Here is a 17,212-nt window from a genome sequence, read left to right as displayed (position 1 = left end):
AATTCCTCTCTTACCTTTATCCTGTATGATACCGCTGTCACTTTTATTTTACATAATTATGATTGGTTTTTCACGCCCATTTTTGGCAATGTAAAATAATTGTAAGAATCTTCTGCTAACATATCTTCGGCAAGAAGATGAGTAAACCAATGATACACGATATCACGGCAAAGACGCAAACGGCTCCGGCGGCCGCGTCCTTTGCCGCTTTTGCGAGCGGGTGATACTGATCGGTAACTAAATCCACAACATGCTCTATCGCCGTATTTAAAAGCTCCAAAGCAAGCATCCCTCCGATCAGCACCAAAACAACGGCCCATTCGGCTGTGCTCAGCCCGGTGAGAAAACCGCAAACGATAACGGCGCAGGCCGCGGTAATATGAAATTGAAAATTCCGCTCTGACCGCGCCGTTTTCCAGATTCCCCTCCATGCATGGACAAAGCTCTTCAGGAACCTGCTCCACTCGTTTTTATGATCTCGTGAGTCCATACTCATCCAGCAAATCCTTTTGCTTTGAAAACATTTCTTCCTCTTCTTCTTTTGTCATGTGATCATAGCCAAGCAAATGCAAAAAGCCGTGCACGGCCAGAAAACCGAGCTCTCTCATAAACGAATGGCCGTACTCTTCCGCCTGCTCTTTCGTTCTGTCAGCGCTGATGATAATATCTCCTAAAACAGGCGGCATGTCGGCGCCTACGATTTCAACCTCGTCTTCGCCTTCTTCTTCAAGCGCAAACGAAATGACGTCAGTCGGAGTGTCTTTTCCCCGGTAGTCTCTGTTGATTTCTCTGATTTCCTCATTTGTCACAATCGTGACCGATACTTCAGCCTGGTCCTGAACGCCTTCTTTTTCCGCCGCGAATTGGAGCAGCTTCTCCACTTCTTGGAGCGCATCAGCTGAGACGCTGTTCGTTTCATCAACAATATCTATGAGTAAACTCATTTATTTCACCTTCTTCGTAGCCTCCGGATATTCAATCCGGGAGTGGAAAATTCCTTTTAAAGTCGCACATAGTGTTTTTGCGATCGTATCCAGTTCTCGGAACGTGAGATCACATTCTGAGAATTGTCCGTCCTGAAGCTTATCGGATATAATTCCCCGCACCAGTTTTTCGATCCGCTCGGGATTGGGATTATGCATGGAACGGACGGCGGCTTCAACGCTGTCGGCCACTGAGATAATAGCCGCTTCTTTCGATTGCGGCTTCGGCCCCGGGTAGCGGAACTCTTTCTCTGTAATCTGGTCGCCCTTTTCTTTCGCTTTATAATAAAAGAATTTTAAAAGGGACGTTCCGTGATGCTGCTCCGCGATATCCACAAGCTCTTTCGGAAACTTATAGCTTCTGAGCATATTCGCACCGTCTGTCGTATGTGCGATAATGATATTTTTGCTGAGCTGCGGAGACAGCTTGTCATGCGGATTATCCATATTCATCTGATTTTCAATAAAATATTGCGGACGTTTCGTTTTGCCGAGATCGTGATAATACGCTCCGACCCGTGCTAAAAGACCGTTTGCCCCTACGGCTTCACAAGCCGCTTCCGACAGATTTGCCACCATGACGCTGTGATGATATGTACCGGGTGTTTCCGTTAAAATCTTTCGAAGCAGGGGATGATTCGGATTAGACAGTTCAATCAGCCTCATCGTTGAAAGAATGCCGAATCCCGTCTCAAAAAACGGCATCAGACCGATAATCAAAACGGATGAAGCAAGTCCCGAGACGACCCCCATCAGCATAAGCGTTCCGATTTCAACCGGTGACAGCGCCGTATTTTGTATTAATAAAAGCGACAGCACGATAATCATATTAATAAATGAGACGAACAGTCCCGTCTGCAATATTTTTGATCTCGCATTATGTTTTCCCAAAAACAAAATGCCTGAAATGCTGCTGATTAAATAGTAAATGCCGATGACGTAATTAAATGTTCCCGTCACACCCTGATTAAACATCATACTGCCGCAGATCGCCAGAATGATGCTTCCTAAAATGGCGAGCCTTTCATTGAGCAGCAGCCTGATTAAAATCGCGCCGGCGGCGATCGGCACAAGATAGCCGATATTGGTGTATTCAATCTTCTGAAAGAGACTGACGACTTCCATAATGACGAGAATAAGCGTTGTAATGATAGAAAACAGCAAAAGAGATTTATTTTTCAGCTTAAGCTCCTGCTGCTGTTTCTCAAAATAGTAGACAAGCGTGGCAATAAACAGGCCGATCATCAGAAGGAGACCGCTGATCGGTTTTAACAGGTTGGAATTATTCAAAAGACCCGTCAGTTCAAGCTTCCTGTATACTTCCCGGTCAATCAGGTCATTCTCTTCCACGAGAACCTGTCCCTGTTTGATCTGTACCGGCTGGACGCTGTCTGACGCTTCCTGGCGTTTTTCATCGGTCGCTTTCGGATCAAAAACGTAATTCGGGATGACCGCGTATTTTCCGATTTCAGTCGCAGCCGCTAAATATTTTGACGGCACAGAAGCGCTTTTCAGCTCTTTTGCGACCTTATCCTTCGCTTCAGCAAGCTTTTCAGAAGGAATTTCACTGCTCATCACCGTATTCACCGCGGTAATGACGGAATCCCTCACAAATGAGAAATCTTCATTGTTTGCATGGAGAAGCGATTTAATGGCATCTTCCGAGACGGATTCATTGACATCCTGTGTCAGCTTGTTTTTCACCGATTTTACCAGTGATTTTTCCGAAGGTGACTTTTTGTCTTTTTCCGCATCTTTTTTCACTTCGCCGATGCTGTCAAAAATGGAAGTGATCAGGTCAAGCCGATTGTCGGTATAGCCTTTTTTCAGAGTGTATTGATCTTCCACCGCATCTTCGGCCGCCTGTTTTTTCGATTCCGTCGCCTGCTGATCTTCCACTGTGGCGGGCGCGTAAATCGTCTTATCACTGACTGCAAACAAATCCAAATTAAGTGATTCAGGTTTTACATGAATAAAGAGCAAACCAAACATGATCGCTGAAAGCAGCAGGTACAGCAGCACATGGGCTGAGCGGGCATGTCTGAAACTGCGGAACCGTTCCCGGGCGCTTTTGCCCTTTCCCTTCTTTTTCAAAACAAGAACCTCCTCCCTGAAACATCAGGAACACATCATATAAAAATGACCCGATAACGGGAGATCGGGTCATTTTTGCATTACTTTTGCTTATCATAAGCTTCAATAATTTTTGCAACAAGCGGATGCCTGACCACATCTGTCTGGTCAAGTTCAATCACGGAGATGCCGTTTACGTCCTTCAGCATGTCCTTCGCCACTGCAAGTCCCGATGTGACGCCTTTCGGCAGGTCAATTTGGCTTACGTCGCCCGTAATGATCATTTTAGAGCCAAAACCCAATCTCGTCAAAAACATTTTCATTTGAGCGGGAGTGGTATTCTGGGCTTCATCAAGAATCACATACGCGTCGTCAAGCGTCCGCCCTCTCATATAGGCAAGCGGGGCGATTTCGATAACCCCTCTTTCCATAAGACGCTCCGTATGGTCGCTTCCGAGCACATCATGGAGCGCGTCATACAGCGGGCGCAGATAAGGATCTACTTTTTCCTTTAAATCTCCGGGCAGAAAACCGAGGCTCTCGCCGGCTTCCACAGCGGGTCTTGTTAAAATAATTTTTTTAATGTGGCCGTTTTTTAAAGCGTGCACCGCTTTTACGACCGCCAAATAAGTTTTGCCGGTTCCCGCCGGCCCGATGCCGAACACCATGTCGTTTTTCTTCATCGCCGCCACATATTCTCTTTGGCCGATGGTTTTGACACGGATCGGTTTGCCTTTTGCCGTTTTCGTTATTTCCTCTTCATACATGCTTTCAAAATAGTCCAGTTCATCTTTTTTTGCCATTTTCACGGCATACAGCACATCACGTTCCGAAATCTCGATCCCCTTGCGAATTAAAGTAAGGAGCGAGCCCAATAATCTGTCAGCGATCTCAAATGTTTCATCATTCCCGGAAACGTAAATGGTTTCACCGCGTGTGATGAGGCTAATGCCCAGATCCTTCTCCATTAAATGTAAAAAGGCATCTTGGCTGCCGAACAAAGAAAGTGCTTCGTCCGGGCTTTTCAGTTTGTGATTAATCGCAAGTAAATGTTCTGCCATTCTTTAGTCTCCCTGAACAATAGGTGTGGTTTGAACGATATCTTCTATAACTTGGTAGAGAATAATCAACTTTACTTTACCATTCTCAACGGATTGGTGCAAAACTTTTTCACTTTCCACCTCTCCACTGCCGTTCAATCGCTTTTCTACATCTTGTCTTCCCATTTTGATACCGGCCTGAACCGCTTCGCCTTTCGTATAAGTCCGCACGGATGTTTCACTTTCCCTTGTCTGTTCTTGAACGTAAGAAACCGGAAGCTTCATCCCCAGAAATTGAAACGGATGCTTTTCTTCCTCTGTTTTTGGATGTTTCAGCGGCTTCTCATTAAATTCAAAACCCCAAAAAGGCACGCCCCATGATCCGAAAGACAGCTTGTGCTTCGTCCTTACTTTACCCGTATATAGCGTAAATGATGTTTCAAGGGGCACGGTTACTTCTGACTTGTACCATGTTTCTCCGTAAATTTCCGCTTTTGAGGCGACTTTCCGGTCTTCATTTCCGATTAGTCCTGAGACGAGGAGCTGTCCTTTGTCAACATGATCGTTCACAAAAGCCATCGGCTGCCCCTTTTGCACGAACATCCTTTTGATGACCGCCTTCTTTTTGGCAACGATATGGCGGGGGCTTACGTACTTTTCTTTTGTCGGTTCGTTCTTTTCGACCACTTTCATATGAAGGGCTGTCCCGTTCAATTCCACACCGACCCACGTAATATTATCGATGCCGTTTGTTAATGATTTTTGAATTTTCTCCGGCGTCATCATTAAAAATTGCAAACGGCCTTTTTTCACACCGATTTCTTCAAGATGCTTTACCATCTGATGCTCGGTCTCTGGCTTGGCCCCTTTAATATCAATGTCCCAAATCATGTTTGACAAAAGAAACAATATAACAAAAAATATCACAAATCCCGCAGTGAAGCCCAGGTTTAATTTTGATTTGAGAAGCAGAAAGGGAAGACCCTTTCTTTTTGTAAAGCTTGCTTTGCATTCATGTTTTCTGATGACTCTTCTGAAAGCATGTACATCTTGAAGCTGAATCATCAGCAGAACACAGTCTTGCTTTTTTTTCACCGCAAAGATGGCGATTCCGTTTCTCGTGCATTCATTCAGCAGCCGTTCAATCCCTTTTCCTTTGACTTCCACTTGGACTTTACCCGAAAAAAATGACAGCCATTTGTTTTTCACATTATTTCCCCCCGGCTTTATGAATCGACATATCGTACGTGATCTATCGTGCCTTCCAAAAGGATTTCCTCAGGAAGGATTGCCTTAATGACCAAGTTTTTTCCTGATATGATACACTGCCCCTGCTTGAGCATCAGCCTGACTTCTTCTTCACTGAACAGCAGGAGGCCTCTGTGATTCTCTATGTAGATATGAAGTCTGCCGACCATCGTAATACGAGGCAGATCCATCATAACGTCCGGGGGAATTTCCAATGCTCTTGTCAGCCATGCCTTTACACGATTCTTTCTTTGCCCCATAAAAAAAGAACCCCCTTTCATCTCATATGTATGATTTGAAAAGGGGTTCTAACACTTTATTTTTTACCGATGTTCCGCATGGTCCGGTGCGGTTTTTTTGCACGGGGCGGACCCAAAACCTCACTGAATATAATGCCTTGGACCGCAGTTTCTTTATTTATTTTGAGGGCTGATTTCTTCAGAGACGCGTTTCGTGCGCGTGCGGATGTCAGCTTATGTTCGAGCCCGTTAAACATCTGCTCCGTCTCCGCTAGGCGCTTTTCAGCTTCCCTTCTTTTTTGCTCAAAAGGGTTCTCTTCTGAAACGGCAGGCCATTCTTCCGCTTTTGGCTTATGCTCTTTCTGCGGCTGTTTTTGATCCTGCTTTTTTGCCTGATTTCCGGGACGTGTACCCGGCGGACGTTTTTCATCTTTGTTTTTCTTGCCGAATATTGCCGATATAATGCCAATGACGGCGGCAATGACGAGCGGATTTGTCAGAATCTCGTGCATATAGCGGCTCCCTCCTTAATAGAGAGGTTATTGTTGGTCTTCATCTTGCTGGTCATTCGTCAGCTTGCCGATAGAATCCCTCATGTCCGTATCCGCGTCGATATTTTTTATGTTCATATAGTCCATGACGCCGATGTTTCCTTCACGCAACGCTTCTGCCATCGCAAGCGGCACTTCGGCTTCTGCTTCCACGACTTTCGCACGCATTTCTTCTACGCGAGCGCGCATTTCCTGCTCTTGGGCGACCGCCATGGCACGGCGCTCTTCGGCTTTGGCCTGCGCAATGTTTTTGTCTGCTTCTGCCTGATCCGTCTGAAGAATCGCTCCGATGTTTTTGCCGATATCCACGTCGGCGATGTCAATCGAAAGAATTTCAAATGCGGTGCCTGAATCCAGCCCTTTGCCAAGTACAGTCTGCGAAATCATATCAGGGTTTTCAAGCACTTTTTTATGATTGTGTGAAGAACCGATTGTCGAGACAATCCCTTCTCCGACACGGGCGACAACCGTCTCTTCTCCCGCTCCTCCGACAAGGCGCTCAATATTGGCTCTTACCGTGATTCTGGCTTTTGCTTTTACTTCAATTCCGTCCATGGCGACACCCGCGATAAACGGTGTTTCAATGACCTTCGGATTGACGCTCATCTGTACGGCTTCCAATACGTCACGCCCGGCCAGGTCAATGGCTGCGCAGCGTTCAAATGACAGCTCAATATTGGCGCGCTGTGCCGCAATCAGGGCATTGACCACCCTGTCGACATTACCTCCGGCCAGATAATGGCTTTCGAGCTGATTTGTTGTTGCGGACAGGCCGGCTTTGTGCGCTTTAATTAACGGATTGACAACGCGGCTTGGTATGACGCGCCGCAGCCTCATCCCGACCAAAGTGAAAATGCTGATTCTGACTCCTGCCGCAAGCGCCGAAATCCATAGCATCACCGGTACAAAGGTGAAGAATATGGCTAACACAATAATGGCAGCAGCAACTAATGCTAAAATCGCCAAACTTGACAGTTCCATCTAATTCCTCCTCAAGGTTATCATCTATATTTCTCTCACGACAATGCGTGAGCCTTCCGCTTTCACTACTTTCACCTGTCTGTCTTTTTCAGTGAATGATCCTTCCGAGACGACATCCAGACGTTCATCATCAATAATGACGGTGCCTGACGGTCTGAGGGCTGTAGCGGTAACGCCGACTTTTCCCAACAGCTCCGTCCGGTTCTGATTTGAAACATAACCGCTCTCCGTGCTTGTTGAATCAGTTAATATTAATTTTTTAAAGAATTTCATTCGTTTCCCCAACACCCTTGTTAATATGATAAAGGCTGTAATAGACACAGCAATGGCGATCAAGAGAGAAACCGCCATTACGGTAAAGCTGCCCGCAGCGAGAAAGAGGCTCGCGATGACGCCTGCAATACCGATAAGACCGATTATGCCTCCGGGCAGAAATATCTCTAAAAGGATAAAAACCAAGCCCGCGCAAAATAAGAATACGCTGTCATAGCCGGCGAATCCGGCAGCGATATGCCCGGTGAAAAACAGCAGGATGGCCGTCAGTCCGACGGCACCCGGTATCCCGAGGCCCGGCGAGAACAATTCAATGGTCAAACCAAGCAAAGCAAGCGTTAATAAGACGGGGACAACAAACGGATTTGTCAGCCATCTGCCCAGTTTGCCGACGAAACCTTCTTCTGCATGGTGAACATCCGCTTTGTCAAAACCGAGCTTTGTATATAAAGCATCAAGGTCTGAAACCGTGCCCTCCGAATATCCGACTTCCTTGGCTTTTTCAGCTGTCAGTGTCAGCAGTTTTCCCTTTGGGGCGCCCGCTTCCTTTGCATTAATGGCGGGATCTGCCATGGCCAGGGCGTATTTCGGATTTCGGTTGTTTTTAACCGCTGCGTCCTCCATTTCTGCATGCCACAGTGATTGGGCCTTTTTGTCTGCCGCGTTTCCCTTTCCGTCGATGATGGCTGCGGCACCCATTTTTCCGCCCGGCGCCATATAGATTTCATCTGCCTGGAGCGCTATATACGCTCCGGCAGAAAGCGCCCGTTTATTAACGTAAGCGGTAACAGGCACATCCGCGCGGCCGATGATATCCGCAATATCCAAGGCTGATTGAACGGCGCCTCCCGGTGTATTGATGTCAAGAATAATGTGTGACGCGCCGGACTCCTTCGCTTCTTTGAAAGAACGCGATAAAAACGAGGCGAGCCCCTGTTCGACATTTTTCTCAACCGGGATGACATAAACCGATGGGTGATCAGCTTTCGCGTTCAATTGAACCCCTAATAAAGATAATACAAATAAGCCCAATAGAGCAACAGCAATTCCGGTTTTTTTTCGGAACAAGGCAAATATACCCTCCTTCCCGTTTCGTTCTTCTTTATATACGTAACAAATGTACTTTAGTTTCATTTTTTTATGTATAAAAAAAGACATCTCTCAAGGAAAGATGTCTTTTTTCTTGTCAATTAAGATAATTGACTGCTGACAAGTCTGTTAATTACGCTGCCGTCAGCTTTACCTTTTACTTTAGGCATAATAGCACTCATCACTTTGCCCATGTCCGCTTTGGAGCTCGCACCGACTTCAGCGATGGTTTCATTTACGATTGTCTGCAGCTCTTCTTCAGAAAGCTGCTTCGGTAAATAAACTTCTAAAATGTCCAGCTCTTTTTGAACTTTATCTACTAAATCTAAACGATTAGCGTTTGAAAATTCATGGAGGGAGTCTTTACGTTGCTTAAGTTCACGAGATAGGACAGTAAGTTCCTCATCCTCGGTCAAACTGTCTTTCTTAAGCTTAATTGCTTCGTTTTGAAGTGAAGCTTTCACCATTCGAACGACAGTCAGTTTGTCTTTCTCACGGCTTTTCATATACAGCTTCATATCTTGGTTAAGTCGCTCAAGAAGACTCATAAATCCACCCTCTTTTAGAATTTGCGTTTTCTAGCAGCTTCTGACTTTTTCTTGCGCTTTACGCTAGGTTTTTCATAAAATTCGCGCTTTCTTGCTTCTTGCAAAGTACCTGTCTTTGATACACTGCGTTTGAAGCGACGAAGAGCATCTTCAAGCGATTCGTTTTTTCTAACGACCGTTTTTGACATTCTCTTTCCCTCCCTCCGAATACACCAATCGACTACCTTTAAAAAGATACATATATAAACATGTACTTTGACATTATAATATAAGCCATCAGTCAGGTCAACTAAGCGAGCTCACTTTTCCGTCATGAATAAGGCTGCTTGTCTATATAATGATGGAAAGGGGTGTTTCGTTTGATGATACTGATTCTCTTTACCGCACTTATCCTGGTTTTTTTACTCGGAATGAGCCTGCTCAGGAAGGGGCTGATCGCATTAACGTATTCAAAAATTGAGAAAAGCCTGCTCTTATTTACCGACCACCCTTTGAAAGCTTTTCTCATAAGCATCGTGTTCACCGGTTTTCTTCAGAGCAGCTCAGCCTTCATGGTCATTGTCATCGGCTTTGTCAGCGCAGGCGCTTTATCTTTTAAACGGACCATTCCGATGATTCTCGGCACGAATGTCGGCTCCACGTTTACGACGGAGTTTTTAGCCATAAAGATGGATGTGCTCATTTGGGTGCTTTTTATCGGAGGCCTTGTGTTTATCCTCCTCCGTAAATATCCGTTCAGGCAGATCGGCATAAGCTTCCTCGGTCTCGGCATCATCTTTTTTTGCATCACATGCTTCAGCCGGCTCGCCGTTCCGCTGACAGAAATGAAGGCGGGGGCGGAGGTTTTGCGACATGTGAATGATTCGAGCTGGTCCGCTCTTTTTATCGGCATGATATTGACGGCAATCATTCATTCAAGCTCCGTCTGCATCGGCATTTTGATGAGTTTTATGAACGAAGGGGTGATCGGCATTGAACAAGCGGTCAGCGTCGTTCTGGGATCTAATATCGGGACATGCGTCACGGCCGTCATGGCTGCTGTTTCAGGCGGTTATGCCGCCAGACAGACCGCCGGTGCTCACGTTGTGTTTAATATTCTCGGCGTGCTGCTCGTATTTCCCTTCCTGTCCGCATCAGCAGGTTTTACGGAGCGCCTGTCTGATGATCCCGCGCAGATGATTGCGCATTTCAGCCTGTTATTTAACGTAGTCACCGCCTTATTGTTTCTGCCGTTCACACATTTGTTTTACCGGCTGATTGACAGGCTGATTCCTCCGAAACCGTAAAAAAACCGATGCGGGAAGGCACCGGTTTTTTTATCTGTTATGAAGACATGCGCATGTTTCGGGTCATTTCATCCTCAACGACGCGGACGAATTGTCCTTCGTTATACGGATAGCCCGCTTTTTGAATTTTGACTTTGACAAGTTTGCCGATTACATCTTCCGTGCCTTTGAAGACGACTTTCATGTAATTGTCCGTATAGCCGACGAACATGCCGTCTTCATCAGACTCTTTAAACGTCTCTTCAGGAATGATTTCCAGAACCTCTCCTTCATAATCGGAGGCGTATTCTTTTGCAAGCTGGTCAGACAGCGCAATCAGCTTATGCACCCGTTCGTTTTTCACGTTCTCGTCAACCTGGTCTTCCATTCTGGCCGCAGGTGTTCCGGTGCGTTTGCTGTAAGGGAATACGTGAAGCTCTGAAAACTTATGTTCTTTAATGAACCGGTATGTTTCCATAAATTCTTCTTCCGTTTCTCCCGGGAAACCGACGATGACATCAGATGTGACGGCAAGACCCGGCAGCGCTTCTTTCAGCTTATTTAAACGGTCCGCGAAAAATTCCATCGTATATTTGCGTCTCATCCGTTTCAGAACGGTGTTTGATCCTGACTGAATCGGGATATGAAGGTGACGGACGATTTTATCAGACGCATCCAGCACTTCAATCACTTCATCAGTGATTTGGCTTGCTTCAATAGATGAAATTCTGATCCGCTTCAGTCCTTCTACACGTGTATCAAGCTCGCGGAGAAGCTTGGCGAAATTATAATCTTTCATATCTTCGCCGTAGCCGCCCGTATGAATCCCCGTCAGGACGATTTCTTTATAGCCGGCATCCACCAGCTGCTGCGCCTGTTTAATGACTTCTTCCGGATCGCGGGAACGAAGCAGGCCGCGCGCCCAAGGGATAATGCAGAACGTACAGAAGTTGTTGCAGCCCTCTTGGATTTTTAACGACGCTCTTGTGCGGTCAGTAAAAGCGGGAACATCCAGCTCTTCAAACACGCGTGCTTTCATAATATTGCCGACGCCGTTGATCGGCTGGCGCTCTTCCCTGTACTGCTCAATGTAACCGAGCATTTTTTCACGATCCTGCGTGCCGACGACGATGTCAACACCCGGGATGGCCATAATTTCCGCCGGAGAGGTTTGCGCATAGCACCCTGTTACGCAGATGACGCCGTCAGGATTTTGGCGGATCGCCCGTCTGATGACTTGACGGCTTTTTTTATCTCCCGTGTTTGTTACCGTACATGTATTAATGACATATACATCTGCTGTCTGTTCGAATTCTTTTCGTTCATAACCCGCATCTTTAAACAGCTGCCAGATTGCTTCTGTTTCATAATGGTTGACCTTGCAGCCAAGGGTATGAAAAGCAACAGTTGCCATTACTGATCACCTCTTAATAACTCTGTATGATAGGAAACTGCGCTTAACGCGTAAAGAGGCGCAGTTTCAGTCCGTAAAATTCTCGGTCCGAGGCCGCATAAGACGGCGCCTTTTTCTGAAAGCTGATGAACTTCAGACTCAGTCAGACCGCCTTCAGGGCCGAATACGATTAAAAGAGACGAACCTTGCGGAAGGCTTTTGAGCTCCGCAGCGAAAGCGCCCGTTTCTCCCTGCTTTGATGACTCCTCGTATGCAACGACACATTTATCGACATTCTCCGCCATTTCAAGCAGCTGCCGGAACGTATGAACGGTTTTCACTTCGGGAATTTCATTGCGGTACGATTGCTCCGCCGCTTCCTTCGCGATTTTCGCCCATCTCTCCCGCTTTTTCTTTGCCTTTTTGTCGTCTAGCTTAACGACGGATCTGGCGCCCTGAAAGGGGATGAACATACTTGCCCCCAGCTCGGTCCCTTTTTGGATAATCCATTCAAGCTTATCGCCTTTCGGAAGGCCGCTGGCGATCCTGATTTTTAACGGCAGTTCACGGTTTTCACCCGTCCATTCAGCAATGCTGCATGATATATGATCTTTAGAAACCGCTTTGAGCAGGCATAACGCTTCATGGCCGTCTTTCGAACAGCAGATTATCCGGTCTCCCGCACTCATTCTCATGACGTTCGCTATATGGTGGACGTCTTCCCCCTTAATTTGAAAATCGGGAGTTTCGTCCATCTCCTGCTTCGTGAGCTCGATAAAATATCGTTGCATACGCTGTGACACCTACTAACTGTTATTTTTTCGCGATGATGCTGACCCAATCTTCCATAGACAGAATTTCTATGATGGTAAAGCCGGCTTTTTCCAACGCTTCTTTTACTTCCTGTTTTTTCTGGCCGATAATGCCTGAAGTAATAAAATGGCCTCCGTCTTTGAGCAGGTCGTACGCCTGTGATGTAAAGCGGAGAATCACTTCCGCCAAAATATTTGCGACAATGACATCATGTTCGCCCGTGATGCCGTCTAACAAATTGTTCTGCTTCACTTCGGCCGTATCACTCACTTTGTTCAATTTCACATTCAGACGCGCGCTTTCAACAGCGACCGGATCAAGGTCATACGCATGAACCGATTCGGCCTCAAGCATGGCGGCCGCGATGCTTAAAATTCCTGAACCGGTGCCGACATCAATGACACGGTCGCCTTTTTGAACGATACGCTCAAGCGCCTGAATGCACAGAACGGTTGTCGGATGCGTTCCCGTACCGAATGCCATACCCGGATCCATTTCAATAATCAGTTCATCTGTATGAACAGGTGTGTACGTTTCCCAAGTGGGAACGATCGTGAACTTTTCAGAAATTTTCACAGGATGATAATACTTTTTCCAAGCTGTCGCCCATTCTTCTTCATTAACTTCAGAAATGGTGATTGTGTTTCTGCCCAAATCAATGTCGTACAAAAGCAGATTATTAATCGTCTCTTTAATGCCGTCCACCGTTTCGCCGAGGAAACTGTTGATCGGCAGATACGCTTTGACAATGACACCCTCATCGGGGTAATCATTGGGGTCGAGCTGGTAGATTTCCCCGTAAACATTCTCACGCTCTTTCATTAAATCAAGCGGATCTTCGATGACAACCCCGCTCGCACCAGCTTCATGCAAAATATTTGAGATGGGTTCGACCGCTTCATGTGTTGTGTGAATGCTGATTTCGGACCATTTCAAAACTACCAACTCCTATCCAATCATTACTCGCCTTTAAATGCGCGTTTTACTTTGTCAAAGAAACTCATTTCTTGTTCATCCGGCAGGTTTCCGCTGACTTCAGCGAACTCGCGGATGATGTCTTTTTGTTTGTCTGTCAGATTCGTCGGTGTGACGACGCGGACGACAATGTGCTGGTCGCCTTGTCCGTAGCCCCGGACGTTCTGAACGCCTTTGCCTCTTAATCTGAATTTCGTGCCTGTTTGTGTGCCGGCAGGTATTTTCAATTTCACTTTTCCGTGAAGCGTCGGCACTTCCACTTCGTCTCCGAGTGCCGCTTGGGCAAACGTTAACGGCATTTCGCAATAAATATCGTCTCCGTCGCGCTCAAAGAACTCGTGGGCGCGCACATGGAATACGACAAACAGATCTCCCGCAGGCCCTCCGTTTACGCCCGGTTCACCTTGGCCCGGAACGCGCAGCTGCTGTCCGTCATCCACACCGGCAGGAATCGTGACATTGATTTTTTTCCGTTTTTTCACTTTGCCCGTGCCGCCGCAGTCAGAACACTTGTTTTTGATGATTTTTCCTGTTCCTTCACAGTGGTGGCAGACTCTTCGGTTAACCACTTTGCCAAACGGCGTGTTCTGTTCGACGTTCAGCTGGCCTGAACCTCCGCAGTGCGAGCACGTATCCGGCTTTGTTCCCGGCTTCGCGCCAGACCCTTTACATGTTTCGCAATTCTCTTCGCGCGGAATTTCAATGATCGTTTCTTTCCCGAAAGCCGCGTCTTCAAATGACAGGGTCATTGTATACTGCAGATCCGCGCCTTGCCGCGGCGCATTCGGGTCACGGCGTCTCGTGCCGCCTCCGAAGATGCTTGAGAAGATGTCATCGAAACCGAAGCCGCCGAAGTCTCCGCCGCCTCCGAAACCGCCGCCGAATCCCTGGTTAGGGTCTGTATGGCCGAATTGGTCATATTGAGCGCGTTTTTGGTCGTCTGAGAGCGCTTCGTACGCTTCTTTTACCTCTTTGAATTTTTCATCTGCTCCGGATTCTTTATTGATATCAGGATGATATTTTTTTGAAAGCTTCCGATAGGCTTTTTTGATTTCATCCTTTGAAGCGCTCTTACTTACCCCAAGCACTTCATAGTAATCACGCTTACTCATCTCGCTTCACTCTCCCGAATTTCTCACATAAATTAGATTGTATCATTTTGAATTATGTTTTTTCAATTCCTTTTATCCCGGGCAAGAAAAAAAGTCAAAGCCAAGAGATGCCTGACTTTGACTTTCTGTCTGTTGAATCAGAATATGCTATGTGTTCTTCCGCCTATAGCCATGCGGGAAAGAACTTATTTTTTCGTTTCGTCGTCTTTTACTTCTTCGTATTCCGCATCGACAACGTTGTCATCCGCTTTTTTGCCTTCAGCGTTTGCTCCGCCTTCAGCCTGCTGCGCTTTCGCCGCTTCTTCGTAAAGCTTCATAGAAAGCTCTTGAACGATTGTTTGAAGCTCATCTTTTTTCGCTTTGATGTCTTCAATTTCGTTTTTCTCGATAGCGGCTTTCAGCGCGTCTTTCGCGTCGTTTGCTTTTTTCACTTGCTCTTCGTCCACTTTGCCTTCCAGATCTTTTAATGTTTTTTCCGTTTGGAACACAAGCTGGTCAGCTTCGTTGCGGACTTCGATTTCTTCTTTTCTCTTCGCATCAGCGTCAGCGTTTTCTTCCGCTTCTTTTACCATGCGTTCGATCTCATCATCAGAAAGACCTGAAGAAGATTTGATAGTAATGTTTTGTTCTTTTCCTGTGCCTAAATCTTTCGCTCTTACGTTTACGATACCGTTTTTGTCAATATCGAAAGAAACTTCGATTTGCGGTACGCCGCGCGGTGCAGGCGGGATATCAGTAAGCTGGAAGCGGCCGAGCGTTTTGTTGTCGGCAGACATCGGGCGCTCACCTTGAAGCACGTGAATGTCAACAGCCGTTTGGTTGTCAGCTGCAGTTGAGAATACTTGAGACTTGCTCGTCGGAATTGTCGTGTTGCGGTCGATCAGTTTTGTGAACACGCCGCCCATTGTTTCAATACCGAGAGAAAGCGGTGTAACGTCAAGAAGAACAACGTCTTTTACGTCTCCCGTGATGACGCCGCCTTGAATCGCTGCACCCAGTGCTACAACTTCATCAGGGTTTACGCCTTTATGCGCTTCTTTACCCGTTTCTTTTTTGATTGCTTCCTGTACGGCAGGAATACGTGTTGATCCGCCGACAAGGATAACTTTGTCGATTTCGCTTGCAGAAAGATCCGCATCTTGAAGAGCCTGACGGACAGGAGCCATTGTGCGCTCAACAAGGTGAGCGGAAAGCTCTTCGAATTTAGCGCGGGTCAGTGTCAGCTCAAGGTGAAGAGGGCCTGCTTCTCCCGCTGTGATAAATGGTAAAGAAATTTGTGTAGATGAAACGCCGGAAAGATCTTTTTTCGCTTTCTCAGCCGCATCTTTCAAACGCTGAAGCGCCATTTTGTCTTTTGAAAGATCAATGCCGTTTTCTTTTTTGAATTCTGCTACGAGATGATCGATGATGACTTGGTCAAAGTCGTCCCCGCCAAGACGGTTGTCACCGGCAGTTGAACGGACTTCAAACACGCCGTCGCCAAGTTCAAGAACAGATACGTCAAACGTACCGCCGCCAAGGTCGTAAACAAGAATCGTTTGGTCTTCGTCCGTTTTATCAAGTCCGTATGCAAGCGCTGCTGCAGTCGGCTCGTTGATAATACGTTCTACTTCAAGACCGGCGATTTTACCGGCATCTTTTGTCGCTTGGCGCTCCGCATCGTTGAAGTATGCAGGAACCGTGATAACGGCTTTTGAAACTGTTTCGCCAAGGTAGCTTTCAGCATATGCTTTCAGATGCTGAAGGATAATAGCTGACACTTCTTGAGGCGTGTAGTCTTTTCCTTCGATTTCCACTTTATAGTCAGTACCCATATGGCGTTTAACAGACATGATTGTGTTGGGGTTTGTGATGGATTGGCGTTTTGCCACTTCCCCTACTTGGCGCTCGCCGTTTTTAAATGCAACGACTGACGGAGTCGTACGGTTTCCTTCAGCGTTGGCGATGACTGTAGGCTCTCCGCCTTCAAGCACTGCCACACATGAGTTTGTCGTACCCAAGTCAATTCCGATTACTTTACTCACTTTGAATTACCTCCTGCTATGTAGTTATTGATTCACTTTTACCATTGAAGGACGGATGACGCGATCCTTCAGTTTGTAGCCTTTTTGCAATTCTTCGATAACAATATTGCTGCCGAAGTTTTCATCTTCCACCTGCATGACGGCTTGGTGAAGGTTCGGATCAAATTCCTGACCGACAGCTTCAATAGCTTCAACGCCTTCTTTTTCAAGTGCGTCCATCAGCTGGCGGCGGACCATTTCCATACCTTGCAGCAAGCTTTTTGTCTGCTCGCTTTCAGCTTCTACCTGTAACGCCCGTTCAAAGTTGTCGAGAGCCGGAAGGATTTCCGTTACGACGTTTTGAGAACGGTATTTCTGAGCAGCTTCCATTTCAAGGCGGCTGCGTCGTTTATAGTTTTCAAAGTCTGCTTGAACACGCAAAAGCTTGTTTTCTTTTTCATCAAGCAAACCCTGCAATTCATCAATTTGGTGCTGAAGGGCTTCTTCCTGACCTGCCGTTTCTTCATGCTGCTCTTGTGAAGCGGCTTGTTCTGCCTGTTCTGTCACTTCTTCTTGTTCTGCTGCTTCAACCTGTTCTGCGGTTTGTTTTTCTTCTGACATTGTGT

17 protein-coding genes and 1 pseudogene are annotated in these 17,212 nt (G+C 46.6%); 1 reads left to right on the top strand and 17 read right to left on the bottom strand.

All coding sequences use genetic code 11. The features are described 5' to 3' along the window. Positions 1 to 115: 115 nt before the first annotated feature. From SB24_RS16935 to rpsU, 11 genes and pseudogenes are all read right to left on the bottom strand, one after another. The gene (locus tag SB24_RS16935; protein WP_003152974.1) at positions 116 to 490 is read right to left on the bottom strand and encodes a diacylglycerol kinase family protein; all 375 of its coding nucleotides are present in this window, start codon (positions 488 to 490) and stop codon (positions 116 to 118) included. After that, positions 471 to 944 (bottom strand): rRNA maturation RNase YbeY, encoded by a 474-nt coding sequence (ybeY, locus tag SB24_RS16930; RefSeq protein ID WP_012118016.1) that lies wholly within the window; start codon positions 942 to 944, stop codon positions 471 to 473. Before ybeY ends, SB24_RS16935 begins: the two co-directional genes overlap by 20 nt. Beyond that, positions 945 to 3,077: an HD family phosphohydrolase gene (locus tag SB24_RS16925; RefSeq protein ID WP_007408284.1), complete on the bottom strand. Its 2,133-nt coding sequence runs from the start codon at positions 3,075 to 3,077 to the stop codon at positions 945 to 947. It abuts the gene before it with no gap. 80 nt (positions 3,078 to 3,157) lie between these two features. Then, on the bottom strand, positions 3,158 to 4,117 hold the full coding sequence (locus tag SB24_RS16920; protein ID WP_007408283.1) for a PhoH family protein: 960 nt from the start codon (positions 4,115 to 4,117) through the stop codon (positions 3,158 to 3,160). Then, positions 4,081 to 5,305, bottom strand: a pseudogene (gene yqfD / locus SB24_RS16915) (sporulation protein YqfD). The gene SB24_RS16920 and the pseudogene yqfD overlap by 37 nt, the downstream one beginning before the upstream one ends. 17 nt (positions 5,306 to 5,322) lie before the next feature. Next, entirely contained in the window at positions 5,323 to 5,604 is a 282-nt protein-coding gene (yqfC, locus tag SB24_RS16910) for a sporulation protein YqfC (protein WP_003152966.1), read from the bottom strand. A 56-nt stretch (positions 5,605 to 5,660) separates the two neighbouring features. Beyond that, positions 5,661 to 6,095, bottom strand: coding sequence for a hypothetical protein (locus SB24_RS16905; RefSeq protein ID WP_039254434.1), 435 nt, complete (start codon positions 6,093 to 6,095; stop codon positions 5,661 to 5,663). 27 nt (positions 6,096 to 6,122) lie between these two features. Next, positions 6,123 to 7,115: a flotillin-like protein FloA gene (gene floA / locus SB24_RS16900; protein WP_007408280.1), complete on the bottom strand. Its 993-nt coding sequence runs from the start codon at positions 7,113 to 7,115 to the stop codon at positions 6,123 to 6,125. 24 nt (positions 7,116 to 7,139) lie between these two features. Next, positions 7,140 to 8,456, bottom strand: coding sequence for an NfeD family protein (locus SB24_RS16895; protein WP_039254433.1), 1,317 nt, complete (start codon positions 8,454 to 8,456; stop codon positions 7,140 to 7,142). Positions 8,457 to 8,578: 122 nt separating this feature from the next. Then, a complete protein-coding gene (locus tag SB24_RS16890) occupies positions 8,579 to 9,025 on the bottom strand; it encodes a GatB/YqeY domain-containing protein (RefSeq protein ID WP_007408278.1) in 447 nt (148 codons plus the stop codon). 14 nt (positions 9,026 to 9,039) lie between these two features. Then, a complete protein-coding gene (rpsU, locus tag SB24_RS16885; protein WP_003152957.1) occupies positions 9,040 to 9,213 on the bottom strand; it encodes a 30S ribosomal protein S21 in 174 nt (57 codons plus the stop codon). Between the two features lie 171 nt (positions 9,214 to 9,384). Between rpsU and SB24_RS16880 the strand changes: the two genes are divergently transcribed. Then, positions 9,385 to 10,311: a Na/Pi symporter gene (locus tag SB24_RS16880; protein WP_039254431.1), complete on the top strand. Its 927-nt coding sequence runs from the start codon at positions 9,385 to 9,387 to the stop codon at positions 10,309 to 10,311. A 37-nt stretch (positions 10,312 to 10,348) separates the two neighbouring features. On the opposite strand, the gene mtaB is transcribed toward SB24_RS16880, so the two are convergent. From mtaB to grpE, 6 genes are all read right to left on the bottom strand, one after another. Next, positions 10,349 to 11,704: a tRNA (N(6)-L-threonylcarbamoyladenosine(37)-C(2))-methylthiotransferase MtaB gene (mtaB, locus tag SB24_RS16875; RefSeq protein WP_007612666.1), complete on the bottom strand. Its 1,356-nt coding sequence runs from the start codon at positions 11,702 to 11,704 to the stop codon at positions 10,349 to 10,351. Next, a complete protein-coding gene (locus SB24_RS16870; protein WP_039254428.1) occupies positions 11,704 to 12,474 on the bottom strand; it encodes a 16S rRNA (uracil(1498)-N(3))-methyltransferase in 771 nt (256 codons plus the stop codon). The genes mtaB and SB24_RS16870 overlap by 1 nt, the downstream gene beginning before the upstream one ends. Positions 12,475 to 12,496: 22 nt before the next feature. Continuing rightward, positions 12,497 to 13,432 (bottom strand): 50S ribosomal protein L11 methyltransferase, encoded by a 936-nt coding sequence (gene prmA / locus SB24_RS16865; protein WP_012118021.1) that lies wholly within the window; start codon positions 13,430 to 13,432, stop codon positions 12,497 to 12,499. Positions 13,433 to 13,455: 23 nt separating this feature from the next. After that, positions 13,456 to 14,583 carry a molecular chaperone DnaJ gene (gene dnaJ, locus SB24_RS16860; RefSeq protein WP_003152895.1) on the bottom strand — a complete coding sequence of 376 codons (1,128 nt, stop codon included), beginning with the start codon at positions 14,581 to 14,583 and terminating at the stop codon, positions 13,456 to 13,458. Positions 14,584 to 14,768: 185 nt separating this feature from the next. Further along, on the bottom strand, positions 14,769 to 16,607 hold the full coding sequence (gene dnaK, locus SB24_RS16855; protein WP_007408273.1) for a molecular chaperone DnaK: 1,839 nt from the start codon (positions 16,605 to 16,607) through the stop codon (positions 14,769 to 14,771). Between the two features lie 24 nt (positions 16,608 to 16,631). Beyond that, on the bottom strand, positions 16,632 to 17,207 hold the full coding sequence (gene grpE, locus SB24_RS16850; protein ID WP_003152892.1) for a nucleotide exchange factor GrpE: 576 nt from the start codon (positions 17,205 to 17,207) through the stop codon (positions 16,632 to 16,634). Positions 17,208 to 17,212: the final 5 nt, after the last annotated feature.

Origin of the sequence: Bacillus sp. Pc3, assembly GCF_000815145.1 — a bacterium.
Taxonomy (GTDB): Bacteria; Bacillota; Bacilli; order Bacillales; family Bacillaceae; genus Bacillus; species Bacillus velezensis.
This window is presented reverse-complemented; position numbering and strand designations above follow the sequence as displayed.